Origin of the sequence: Paraburkholderia fungorum (assembly GCF_003610895.1) — a bacterium.
Classification (GTDB): Bacteria; Pseudomonadota; Gammaproteobacteria; order Burkholderiales; family Burkholderiaceae; genus Paraburkholderia; species Paraburkholderia fungorum_B.
On record NZ_MCAS01000038.1, the window covers coordinates 14,754 to 26,950 of the forward strand.

Sequence of the window (12,197 nt, forward strand, 5' to 3'; positions counted from 1 at the left end):
GCGATGCTATTCAATTCATTCATCTTCCTCACACTGTTCCTGCCGCCCGCGCTGGCCGGCTATTGCCTGCTTGGCCAACGCATGCCGCGCGCCGCGGCGGCATGGCTATGCGGCGCATCGATCGTGTTCTACGGCTGGTGGAATCCGGCGTTCGTCAGTTTGCTGGTGGTATCGATCGCGTTCAACTATGCGATGAGTTGCGCGATCGTCGCGGCGCGCGCGCAGTCGGCACGGCGCCGCTGGCTGCTCGGTCTCGCGATTGCCGCCGACCTTGCGCTGCTGGTGCGCTACAAGTATCTGGCGACGCTGCTTACCGCGCTCGTGCATGCAAGCGGCGTGGCACCCGCCGATTGGCTCGCGCACGGCATGCAGGATGTGATTCTGCCGCTCGGCGTATCGTTCTTCACCTTCACGCAGATCGGCTATCTGCTCGATTGCAATGCGGGGATCGTCAAGGAGCGCGACCCGCTCGGCTACGTGCAATTCGTCACGTTCTTTCCGCATCTGATTGCGGGGCCGATCCTGCATCACAAGGAAATGATGACGCAGTTCGCGCAACCGGCCACGTACAAACTGCGCGCGGAGAATCTTTCTATCGGCGCATTCGTGTTCGCCATTGGTCTCGCGAAGAAGGTGCTGTTCGCCGATACCATCGCGCCGTTTGCCGACGCCGGATTTGCCGCACCGCACGAATTGCAGTGGCTGGCGGCGTGGGGCACTTGCCTCGCGTACGCGCTGCAGCTCTACTTCGATTTCTCCGGCTACTCGGATATGGCGATGGGCCTCGCCAAGATGTTCGGCGTGCGCTTTCCGTTGAACTTCAACTCGCCGTTCAAGGCCGCCAGCATCATCGATTTCTGGCAGCGCTGGCACATGACGCTGACGCGCTATCTCACGGCTTACCTGTACTACCCGATGGCGATGCGGATCAACCGCAGTCGTGCGCTGCGTGGCTTGCCGATCGGCCGTCTCGCGCAACGCTCGACGCGCGGTTTTCTCTCGACGGTCGCCGTGCCGACGTTCTACACGATGGCGCTGGCCGGTATCTGGCACGGTGCGGGCTTGCAGTATCTGATCTACGGCTTGCTGCACGCGGCGTATCTCACCGTGAATCACGCCTATCGCGCGTGGCGCGCGGCGAGCGGTGCGGCGGCGGGAGCAGCAGCAACCTCAGCACAGGCGATCGAAACGGCAGGCACCGCGGCGGTATTCGCAACGCGCCTCAAGGCACGTGTTCGCCATACGGGCAACGTGTTGCTGACCTTCGTGGCCGCGCTCGTCGCGTTTGCGTTTTTCCGCGCCCATGGCGTTGGCGATGCGCTCGCATTACTGCAAGGCATGGCGGGGCTGCACGGTATCGAAGCGCTCGACTGGCCCGCATGGGGCACCGCGAACATAGGCTTCGGCGAGTGGCTGCATCTGGTCGCGGGGCGCTCGACGCTCGCCTTGCAGATCGCCGCACTGCTGGCGATCGTCTGGTGCACGCCGAATTCGCATCAGTTGATGGGGCGTTTCTCGCCGGCGCTCGAACGCGCGGCCGAGGGCCTGCCCGCTGCGCTGACATGGCGGCCGTCGTTGCGCTGGACCATCGCCATGCTCGGCGTGCTCGTGTTCTGCGTCGCGCAGTTGCACGGTGAAGTGCGTTTTCTCTATTTCCAGTTCTGATTGCCGTAACGACGTTTGCACAAGGACAACACCATGACTCAAAACGAAACGCTGCACGCCGACGTAGCGGCGCTGGTCGAATCCGTCGTACTGCGCCTCGTGCGCGACGATGAACTGCTGCTCGAAACGGGGCTGGTCGATTCGGTGCTGGCCGTCGAAATCGTGATGGGCGTCGAGATGCAATTCGGCGTGCGCATTCCGCCCACCGAGATCCCCGAGCATCTGGCATCCGTGAATGCGCTTTGCGCGTTCATTGCCGCCAACCGCTAGGCCCATCATGCGATTCGATCTGAGCGCGAGCCGCTTTGTCGATACCGGGGTACGCGCCGACGCGTGGGCGGTGATCGGCGCCGATCGCGCGCTGCGCTGGCACGAGTTGGCGGAGCAGGCCCACGCATGGGCCGCATTGGCGTGCGAGCACGGCTTTGCCGCGGATGTGCCGGTGATCGTGCGCGGGCACAAGGAAGCCGGATTCTTTGTGGCGATGACGGGGGCGTTACTGCTCGGCGCACCGTTCGTGCCGGTCGACACGATTTACCCGGATGAACGGATGCGGCGCATCGCGAGCACGCTCGGCGCACGGACGTACTTCGACGCGCAGAGTGGCCGCTTCGTGGACTTGAACGGACAGAGCGAACAGGACGTGCGGGCTGAGCCGGTCGCGGCCTTGGCGGCGCCTCCCTTGCGCGAAAAAAACCTTGCGTACGTGCTGTTCACCTCGGGCACGACCGGTGAGCCGAAGGGCGTGCAGATCGGCCGCGAGAGCGTCGCCGCGCTGGTGGACTGGATGGCGGCCGACTTCGGACTCGGTGACGCACCGGTGTTCCTGAATCAGGCGCCGTTCAGCTTCGATCTGTCGATGTACGAAGTATTCGGCACGCTCGCACTCGGCGGCACCGCTGTTCTCGCTTCACGCGCGTTGACCGCACAGGGCGCGACGTTCCTCGCCAATCTTGCACGGCACGGCGTGACGACCTGGGTATCGACGCCGTCGTTCGCGCAGCAGCAATTGCTCAATCCGCAGTTCTCGCACGAGGGTTTGCCGGCGCTCGGCACCTTCTTGTTCTGCGGCGAAGTGTTGCCGGTTGCTCTCGCGCGGCAACTGCGCCAGCGGTTTCCGGCCGCACGGATCGTCAACACCTACGGGCCGACCGAAGCGACAGTGGCGACCACCTGGATCGTCGTCGACGATGCGGTGCTGGCGCATCACGCGCGCCTGCCGATTGGGCGTGCCAAGCGCGACGCCGAGGTTTTCGTCGATAACGGCGAGCTGTGCATTGCCGGCGCGCACGTGATGCGCGGCTATCTGAATCGCGAAGACCTGAACGCGGCGCGCATGTTCACCCATCACGGCGAGCGGGCGTTTCGCACCGGCGATCTGGGCGCGGTCGACGCCGACGGGCTGCTGTTTTGTCACGGACGGATCGACGACCAGATCAAGATGGGCGGTTACCGGATCGAACTGATGGAGATCGATGCGGGCTTGCGCGCGCTGCCTGGTGCGGCGAGTGCAGCCGCCGTGCCATTGCGGCGCCCGGATGGCTCTGTCGCACGGATCGTCGGGTTCGTCGCGACCGGCAGCGACGACGGCCGCCTGCCCGACGCGCTGCACGACTGGAAGGCCTTGCTTGCCGCCCGCCTGCCGTCGTATATGATCCCGTCAGAATTGCTCGCGTGCCGGAGCTTGCCGGTATCGGTCAACTTCAAGATCGACCGTGCGCAACTCGCTCAGGATTATCGTGACGTTCATCTCAAGGCACAGCGCCATCACAATGGGTAATTCACACGACGTTCAGACCCGGGCCGGCGAGCCGCTCTCGCCACGCCGGCGCACGCTGCTCGCGGCGGGCGCGTACGCGGCGCTGCTATGCGGCTGCTCGGCGCCGGGTTCGGCCGACGCCGCCGCGTTGGCGCAGGGCGTGGTCTGGCAACTCGATGAAGATCATGTCAATCCGCACGGCGACTGGAATCGTCTCGGTGTAACGGATCTGCTGGTGCAATGGACCGCGGTGGACGATATTTCGTTTCTGCCGGGCACCACGCTGCAAACGGCGCAACGTCTGCCGGACTGGACGCGGATTGGCGGCGAGCCGTGGGCGCGCAATGTGATCGTCGGCCTCGCCGGACGTTTCGACGAAACCACGGCCCGCGCGCGGGCGGCGCAGCTGGTCGAGCAATCGAAGCAACTGGCGGCCGTGCGGCCGGCGGTTCACATCGACGGTTATTACTTTCCGGTTGAAGTCGATCCGACCTGGAAGGACGCCGCCACGCTCGCGCCTTTACTCGACAAGCTGCCGCGGCCACTGTGGATCAGCGTCTACGACAATTCGAATGTCGGGGGACAGGCATTGGCGGCGTGGCTGGACGGCTGGCTGCCGAAGGATGTCGGCGTGTTTCTGCAGGATGGCTGCGGGGTTTATGCACGCGGTCCGGCCGCTGCGCGCGAGTACGCGGACGCGCTGGCCGCGCGGCTCGGCAAGGACCGTGTGCGGATCATCGCCGAGGCATTCCGTCCGGCCCAGGGCGGCGCGTTTCGCGCGGCGACGGCCGCTGAACTGTCGCCGCAATTGCTGGCCTACCGCGGCTACCGGACCTATCTGTTCGACGGGCCGCATTATGTGTCGGACCAACTCGTGCAGGACTTGCTGGGCATGCAGCAGGCGCAGAAGTAGGGCGCCTGCGTTGCCGGCGTGCAGGAAGCGCGCCGCCTGTCTGCATGTATGGAAGAAATAAACAGCCCGCAGACTGGCCCTAGCGCAACTGCGTTACCGCCAGCAACAGCACCATACTGCCAATCGCGCCATCCAGCACGCGCCACGCGCTTGCCCGGCGAAACAGCGGCGCCAGCGCGCGGGCGCCGTAACCCAGACCGATAAACCAGACCCCGCTCACCGCCATCGCGCCGAGCGCGAACGCCACCCGTGCGCCGTCGGGTTCGCGCGCGCCCGCCGTGCCGATCAGCAGGAAGGTGTCGAGATACACGTGCGGATTGAGCCACGTGAAGGCCAGGGTCATCAGAATGATCGGCATCGCGCGCTGGGTTGCCGGCGTGCCGGCCGCGCTGTTCGCATTGGCGTCCAGCACCGCGTGGCCGGGCCGCACCGCGCGGCGCAACGCATTGACGCCGAACCACGCCAGATAGGCGAGCCCGACATACAGCATCGTATGGACGAAGACCGGATAGCGCTCCACCAGCACCGACGCGCCACCCACACCGGCGCCGATCAGGATGAAGTCCGACAGCGCGCACAGCGCGACGATCTTGCCGACGTGCGAGCGCATGATGCCCTGACGCAGTACAAAGGCGTTTTGTGCGCCGATCGTCACGATCAGCGACGCGCACAGGGCGGCGCCGTGGGAAAAAGACAGCCAGTTCATAATCGGTCCAGTAGACGGGGGAAGCGAACGAGGCTAGTCTGCGGGGTTGCTGCTCATAAGAGAAGCTAATTTACTTAATGCTGATTAAGGAACGCTAATGCTCGACTATGCGTTGCTCGATGCCCTGGCCGCCGTGGTGCGGCACGGATCGTTCGACCGCGCGGCCAGCGAACTGAATGTGACGCCGTCAGCCGTCTCCCAGCGGGTCAAACTGCTGGAGGAGCGGGTGGGCAGCGTGCTCGTGAAGCGCGGCCAGCCGTGTGTCGCGACCACCTCCGGGGCGCTGCTGTGCCGCCATACCGAACGCGTGCTGTTGCTGGAAGCGGAGCTGAGCGGCCGGCTGCCGGCGCTGCCTGGCGCATTGGTGGAGGCGTGGCCGGCCTTGCGCGTGGCCGTCAACGACGACAGCGTGGGCACCTGGTTTATCGACGCGGTGGCGCAATTCTGCGTTGAACGGGAGATGCTGCTCGATCTGGTGATCGACGACCAGGACCACACCGCGCAGCGAATTCGCGATGGCAGCGTGCAAGGCGCGGTCACCACGCAAGCCGAGCCGGTGCAGGGTTGCCGCTCGACGCGGCTCGGGCGCATGCGCTATCTGGCGGTCTGCACGCCGGCGTTTCGTGCGCGCCATTTTGCCGACGGCGTCACGCGCGAGTCGCTGCGGCGCGCGCCGTGCGTCGATTTCAATCCGAAGGATCAGCTGCAGAAGCGCTTTATGCGGCGTATTACGCGGGCAGACCTCGACCCGCCTTTGCACTGGATTCCGCACGTTGCCGGTTTTTTGCGCGCCTGTGTGACGGGCCTCGGTTGGGGTATGTGCCCGGAGCGCATGATCGCGCCGCATCTGGCCAGCGGCGAGCTGGTGGATATGGCGCCTGGCAAGCATATCGACATCGATCTCTACTGGCAGAGCTGGCGCCTGTCGATCGGCTGGCTCGACGATTTCAGCGCGGTGCTGCGCAAACGGGCGACGGAGTTTCTCGATTGAACGCCACTCGGGCGGCGCGTGCTGAAACGTGCCGCCCGGGTTGGTCAAGTTGCGTTTGCCGGAGTCAATGCAGGCGGATCACCGGATGCACGCGCCGGCGCAACCAGTGGCTCGCCGAATCGAGCGCCATGCGTGCGAAGCCGGTCAGCGTCATCACATGGCGGCGATAGATCAGCTTGTAGACGGCAGTTGCGAGCCAACCGTCGACGAACATCGGCTGCGTCAGCATGCCGTTGCTCAGGCTGCCGATCGTGCCTTCGCGGCCGAAACCGACCAGGGTGCCGGCGTCGCGGTAGACGAACGCCGGCAAGGGCTCGCCCGCTATCCTGCACTTCAGCGCGCGCGCCAGAAACAGCGCCTGCTGGTGGGCGACCTGGGCGCGTGGCGCCAGAAACGCGTCCGGGTTGTCGGAAGAAGGGCAGGCCGCGCAATCGCCGAGTCCGAAGATATTCGCGTCGTTCGTGCATTGCAGCGTACGGTGCACCTGCACCTGGGCGTTGCGATTTACCGCGATGCCGTCCAGCGTGCGCAACACCGGCGGCCCTGCAATGCCGGCGGTCCAGATCGCGATGTCGCTGGCGAGCGGCGCGCCTTGATCCGTCAGCACGGCGTCGGCGCGCACTTCGGTGACGCGCGTTGCATTCAGCACGTCGACGCCGAGACTGCCGAGCATCTTCTGCGCGCGCGCTGAAATCGTTTCCGACAACGCGGGCAATACACGCTCGCTGCTTTCGATCAGACGAATCCGGAAGTCGCGCACGGGGTCGAGCGAAAACGGGCTATAGCGGTTCAGCAGACGCACCGTATCGCGTACCGCAGCGGCGAGTTCAACGCCCGTTGCACCGGCGCCGATGATATTGATCGAGACCGGCGTGTCCGCCTGAGCGGTCCGCGTGCGGCGCGCATGGTTGGCACGCAGGCAGGCGTCGAGCAGCTTGCGGCGAAACGCTTCCGCATGCGCGACCGATTCGAGCGGCAACGCGTGTTCTGCCGCGCCGGGCACGCCGAAATACTGCGTGACGCTGCCCATCGCCAGCACCAGCGTGTCGAATGCAAGCTGCCGTGACGGCAGGATTTCGCGGCCGTCCGCGTCGTGGAGTGCATTGAGCGTGATGTGCCGGTTGGTGCGATCGAGCGCGGCGAGTTCGCCCTGTTCGAATTCGAAGCCGTGCCGTTGTGCCTGCACCGCATATTGCAACTGATGCGTGGCCGGATCGAGTTGGCCCGACGCGGCTTCGTGCAGCAAGGGCTTCCAGAAATGCGTGGGCCAGCGATCCACCAGCACGATCTGCGCGTGACCGGCGCGTCCGAGGGTTTCCGAGAGCCGCGTGGCAAGCCCAAGTCCACCGACTCCGCCACCGACGATCACAACGCGGTGCGCCGTTGTCTGTGCCGTGTGCGGCGCCTGCTTCGTATGCTGCGTATGTCGCACGGACTGTGTACATTGCGCGTCAGAGGTTGCTTGCTGATCGATTGCGGCCATGATCCTTATCCTCCTGAAGTTATTCGTGCGTGATCCGCGTGTCATTCGTGCCCAGCCGGTGAAAGGCCTGGCGGGCTATATCCGGAATTCATCGTTCTGATCTGTCAGGGCCAGTATAGAATCGGCTGAAACCGCAGCACAATTTAATGTTTATACAGAACATATAGGTTTTCACTTATGTTAAAAGCCGCCACGTTCCGTCAATTGAAAGCGCTGCATACCGTCGCGAAGCTCGGCAGCGTGTCGCGCGCGGCCGAGGAGTTGAAGCTCACGCAACCGGCGGTGTCGCTTCAGGTACGTCTGCTCGAAGAGGCGGCCGGCGCACCGCTCCTGCAGCGGGTGGGCCGTGGCGTGCAGTTGACTGCGGCGGGCGAAATCCTCGCGCGCTATGCGCTGGAAATCCTCGATCTATGGAACGGCGCGGCGGACGATCTTGCCGCCTTGCATGGCGAGCAGGGCGGTACGCTGCGCATCGGCGCGATCACTACCGCCGAATATCTGATCCCGCCGTTTCTGGTGCGTTTCACCGAGTTGCGCCCGCAAGTGAAGGTGCAGTTCAAGGTCGGCAATCGCGCCGACATCATCCGCATGCTGGCCACGCACGAGATCGATCTTGCGGTGATGGGCAGTGCGCCGCGCGAATTGCGCACGGTGGCGACGGCTTTCGCGAAACATCCAATGGCGTTCGTCGCCTCGCCCGCCCATGCGTTGATGAAGAAAAAACGCCTGTCGCTGGACGATCTGCAAACCGCGAATCTGTTCGTACGCGAGCGGGGTTCCGGCACGCGCTCGACCGTCGAGAATCTGTTTCGGCTCGCCGGACACAAGCTTCATATCGACTCCGAACTCTCGAGCAACGAGGCGATCAAGCAACTGGTCGAGGCGGGTTTGGGCATTGCGTTTCTGTCGTTGCATGCGTGTTCGCTGGAGTTTCAGGCCGGCTTGCTGGCCTTGCTGCCCTTGCCCGCCAATCCGATCGAGCGGGACTGGTATGTGATGCATGTGTCCGATAAACGCCTGCCGCACGTCGCCGGGCTGTTCCGCGATTTTCTGCTCGAGCACGGCATGTCCGGCGCGGTGCCGGTACCGTTGCCGACAGTCGCCGCGGCGAAACGGCGGCGTCAGGGTCGTGAGATGGCGACGTGAAGCAGAGCCCCGCAGCAGGGACGTGAAGCAGGGACATGAAGCAGGAACGTGAAGCAGGCCCGCGCTGAGATGCGGATTCTCGCGATTCGCTTCGACGTTTGCGCGGCATCGGGCCTGAGGGACGTCCCCGCACGTGCCTTCGTCGCCTCGTAGAGCCTTATTCGACAGGGCTTTCGGGTTACATCGCCCAACATCGAAGTAAAGGTTGGGCGGCCGGTATTTTTGCCTACGCCGATTGTCTTTACAGTGACGTCCAGATATCTGAGAAAAGTGGACGCCACATCCCCCGTGGCGAGCCATCGTGATTGAGACCTGGCCGTCACAGGAGTTGGAGACAATGAGCAGCAACAGCATCACCCAAGTCGAAACATTCGGTTTTGAGCGCATTCCGGATCGCTCGCGTTATGCGCGGCCAATCGATCTGTTCCGCTTGCTGTTCGGCGGGTGCAATACTTTTTCCACGTCGGTGCTCGGCAGTTTTCCGGTGCTGCTCGGCTTGTCGTTCAAGGCGGGCGTTTATTCGATCGTGCTCGGCGTGCTGATCGGTTCGTGCATTCTTGCGCCGATGGGCCTGTTCGGTCCGCGCAACGGCACCAGCGACCCGGTTTCTTCAGGCGCGCATTTCGGCATTCATGGCCGGATCGTCGGCTCCTTTCTGGCGGTGTTGACCGCGGTTGCCTTCTTCTCGCTGGCGGTGTGGAGTTCGGGCGACGCGCTGGTGGGCGGCGCGAATCATCTGTTCGGTCTGCCGGTCAACTGGATGACGCTGAGCTTCGCATACGGTCTCTTCGCGGTGCTGGTGCTGACCGTCTGCGTCTACGGTTTTCGTTTCATGCTGTGGGTCAACAAGATCGCCGTGTGGGCGGCGAGCCTGCTGTTCGTGGTCGGCATCGTGGCGTTCGCCGGGCCGTTCAATAGCGCTTACGCCGGCAAGGTGGCGCTCGGCTCGGTGGGTTTCTGGCCGGCGTTCGTGAGCGCCGTGCTGGTTGCCATGAGCAATCCGGTCTCTTTTGCCTGCACGCTCGGCGACTGGGCCCGCTATATTCCGCAGAACACGCCGAAGAAGCGCACGATTCTCGCCGTGATGCTCGCGCAGCTGGCGACCTTCGTGCCGTTCTTCTTCGGTCTTGCCACCGCGACGATCATCGCCAGCAAGGCGCCGGAATTCATCGCATCGAATAACTACGTGGGCGGTCTGCTGGCGATTTCGCCGAACTGGTTCTTTCTGCCGGTGTGCCTGATTGCGATCATCGGCGGGATGTCGACGGGCACCACGGCGCTGTACGGCACCGGGCTCGATATGTCGAGCATGTTCCCGAAGTTTCTGAACCGCGTGCGCGCTACCTTGCTGATCGGCAGCCTCGCCATCGGCTTTATTTTTCTTGGCCGCTTCGCATTCAATCTGGTCGAAAGCGTGTCGACGTTCTCGGTGCTGATCAACGTCTGCAGTTGCCCGTGGATGGTGATCATGATCATTGGCTTCGTGACACGGCGCGGTTTCTATCTGTCCGACGATCTGCAGGTATTCAATCGCGGCGGCCGCGGCGGCCACTACTGGTTCACGCACGGCTGGAACTGGCGCGCGATGGGTGCATGGATTCCGAGCGCCGTGATCGGTTTGTGCTTCGTCAACCTGCCGGATCAGTTTGTTGGCCCGCTCGGAGAACTCGCCGGTGGTCTCGACATCAGCATGCCGGTTTCGCTGACACTGGCCTGCGGGTTGTATATCGCGTTGCTGCAGTGCTTTCCTGAGCCGGATGGCGTGTATGGGCCGCTTGGCCGGCGCTGGTTGCGCAGCGGTTCGCGGCGCAATGTGATGGTGCATCCGGTGGTTCCGGCGACTAAGCTTAAGGCAGGCGGGGCGCAAATCATGCCGCAAATGACGGTGCAAGCGAAGTCGCAGCCGGTGTCAAACGCGGTGTCACAAGTGACGTCAAAAGCAGCGTCACAAGCGGGCCGGCATGCCGCGCGACGCGAACGCGAAGAAGCGCTGGACACGCAGGACGCGGGTTGAATCGTCGGGTTCGAGGCAGGGCGCCCGGGCGTGCTCAGGCAGCATGTCAGGGAGCACGCAGGCCGCACCGGAACGATAATCATGCGGTAAATGCAATGGTATTCAAGTTGAGTAGGCAAACAAGATGAGCGAGTCAGTAAAGCGCGCGTTCGAAGGGGTAAAACTGTTTCCGTTCTGGCTGGACAATCCGCGCGCGCCGGCTGTCGAACGGGAATTGATCGGTCCGACTTGCGCGGATCTGGTGGTGGTCGGCGGTGGTTTTACCGGTTTATGGGCTGCGATTCAGGCGAAGGAAGCAGACCCGTCGCTCGACGTCGTGCTGGTCGAAGCGGGGAAGGTGGCCTACGGTGCATCGGGCCGTCCGGGCGGGATCATTTCCACCTCGGTGATGCACGGTCTGCCGAACGCGACACGGGTCTTTCCGCAAGACCTCGACGTGCTGGAAAAGCTGGGCCAGGAGAACCTCGACGGTTTCAAGGAATCCTTGACACGTTACGGGATTGAAGCGGACGTCGAATGGAATGGCGAGATGACGGTCGCGGTCGACCCGGGTCATCTCGATCATCTGAAGGGCGATTACGAGTTGCACGTGTCCCACGGACACGACGTGGTGCTGCTCGACAGCAAAGGCGCGAGAGAACAACTCGATTCGCCGCTGTTCGCGGGCGCGATGTGGTCGCGTAATCGCAGCGGCACGATTCATCCCGCCAAGCTCGCGTGGGGCCTGAAGGCGGCCGCGCTGAAACTCGGCGTGCGCTTGCATGAACACTCGCCGATCACGCGCCTGGAAGATCTCGGCGCGACGATGATCGTGCATACGCAGGCGGGCCGCATCGAAACGCCGCGCGTGCTGCTCGGTACCGGCACGGCGGATGTGGGCGTGAGCGACATCAAGCGCCGCGTGATGCAGGTGCGCGATCACATCGTCGCGACCGCGCCGTTGAGCGAGGAGCAGATGGCACGCATTGGCTGGAACAATCGCCAGGGCATTTACGATACGCGTACGCAGCTCAATTATTTTCGTCTCACCAAAGACAACCGGATTATCTTCGGCGGCCGGGTGAGCTACCACTTCGGCGGCGATCCGAATCCGGCCGCCGATCGTGACGAGAGCACCTACTACAAGCTCGCCGAAGCGTTTTATCGCACGTTCCCGCAACTGGACGACGTGCGCTTCACCCACGCATGGGGCGGCCCGATCGACTATTGCTCGCGCGGCGCCGTGTTCGCGCGCCGCTATCACGGCGGCAAGAGCGTGTTCGTCGCGGGCTATACGGGTTTTGGCGTGGCGGGCAGCCGCTTCGGTGCGAAGATGGGCCTCGACATGCTGTGGAATCGCGATACCGTGATCACGTCGCTGGATATTTCGCGCAAAGGGCCGTCGTACATTCCGCCGGAACCGCTGCGCTGGATCGCCGCGAAGATCACCTTCAACGCATTCGACGGCGCCGACGATCGCGGCGGCTGGCGGCGTCTGTGGATCAATTCGATCAAGGCGCTCGGTTTTCCAATGTAGCAGC

9 protein-coding genes and 1 pseudogene are annotated in these 12,197 nt (G+C 63.7%); 8 read left to right on the top strand and 2 right to left on the bottom strand.

All coding sequences use genetic code 11. From position 1 onward, the window contains the following. Window positions 1-3: 3 nt before the first annotated feature. From BCY88_RS29345 to BCY88_RS29360, 4 genes are read left to right on the top strand one after another with little or no spacing between them, the layout of a single operon-like run. Entirely contained in the window at window positions 4-1,665 is a 1,662-nt protein-coding gene (locus BCY88_RS29345; protein ID WP_120347667.1) for an MBOAT family O-acyltransferase, read from the top strand. Window positions 1,666-1,698: 33 nt separating this feature from the next. Then, window positions 1,699-1,935: an acyl carrier protein gene (locus tag BCY88_RS29350; RefSeq protein WP_120347668.1), complete on the top strand. Its 237-nt coding sequence runs from the start codon at window positions 1,699-1,701 to the stop codon at window positions 1,933-1,935. A gap of 7 nt (window positions 1,936-1,942) precedes the next feature. Then, on the top strand, window positions 1,943-3,445 hold the full coding sequence (locus BCY88_RS29355; RefSeq protein ID WP_120347669.1) for an AMP-binding protein: 1,503 nt from the start codon (window positions 1,943-1,945) through the stop codon (window positions 3,443-3,445). Beyond that, window positions 3,438-4,337: an alpha-amylase family protein gene (locus BCY88_RS29360; RefSeq protein WP_120347670.1), complete on the top strand. Its 900-nt coding sequence runs from the start codon at window positions 3,438-3,440 to the stop codon at window positions 4,335-4,337. Before BCY88_RS29355 ends, BCY88_RS29360 begins: the two co-directional genes overlap by 8 nt. 79 nt (window positions 4,338-4,416) lie before the next feature. Here the strand turns inward: BCY88_RS29360 and BCY88_RS29365 are convergent, their stop codons facing one another. Then, the gene (locus BCY88_RS29365) at window positions 4,417-5,043 is read right to left on the bottom strand and encodes a LysE/ArgO family amino acid transporter (protein WP_120347671.1); all 627 of its coding nucleotides are present in this window, start codon (window positions 5,041-5,043) and stop codon (window positions 4,417-4,419) included. A gap of 97 nt (window positions 5,044-5,140) precedes the next feature. Between BCY88_RS29365 and BCY88_RS29370 the strand changes: the two genes are divergently transcribed. Beyond that, window positions 5,141-6,034, top strand: coding sequence for a LysR family transcriptional regulator ArgP (locus BCY88_RS29370; protein ID WP_120347672.1), 894 nt, complete (start codon window positions 5,141-5,143; stop codon window positions 6,032-6,034). A 64-nt stretch (window positions 6,035-6,098) separates the two neighbouring features. On the opposite strand, the gene BCY88_RS29375 is transcribed toward BCY88_RS29370, so the two are convergent. Beyond that, the gene (locus tag BCY88_RS29375) at window positions 6,099-7,517 is read right to left on the bottom strand and encodes an NAD(P)/FAD-dependent oxidoreductase (RefSeq protein WP_259461548.1); all 1,419 of its coding nucleotides are present in this window, start codon (window positions 7,515-7,517) and stop codon (window positions 6,099-6,101) included. 177 nt (window positions 7,518-7,694) lie between these two features. Between BCY88_RS29375 and BCY88_RS29380 the strand changes: the two genes are divergently transcribed. The 3 genes and pseudogenes from BCY88_RS29380 (at window position 7,695) to BCY88_RS29390 (ending at window position 12,193) form a co-directional block, all read left to right on the top strand. Further along, on the top strand, window positions 7,695-8,663 hold the full coding sequence (locus BCY88_RS29380; protein ID WP_120347673.1) for a LysR family transcriptional regulator: 969 nt from the start codon (window positions 7,695-7,697) through the stop codon (window positions 8,661-8,663). A 337-nt stretch (window positions 8,664-9,000) separates the two neighbouring features. Then, window positions 9,001-10,470, top strand: a pseudogene (locus BCY88_RS29385) (purine-cytosine permease family protein); the annotation flags it as partial. A gap of 331 nt (window positions 10,471-10,801) precedes the next feature. Then, a complete protein-coding gene (locus tag BCY88_RS29390) occupies window positions 10,802-12,193 on the top strand; it encodes an NAD(P)/FAD-dependent oxidoreductase (RefSeq protein WP_120347674.1) in 1,392 nt (463 codons plus the stop codon). The last annotated feature ends 4 nt before the right edge of the window (window positions 12,194-12,197 follow it).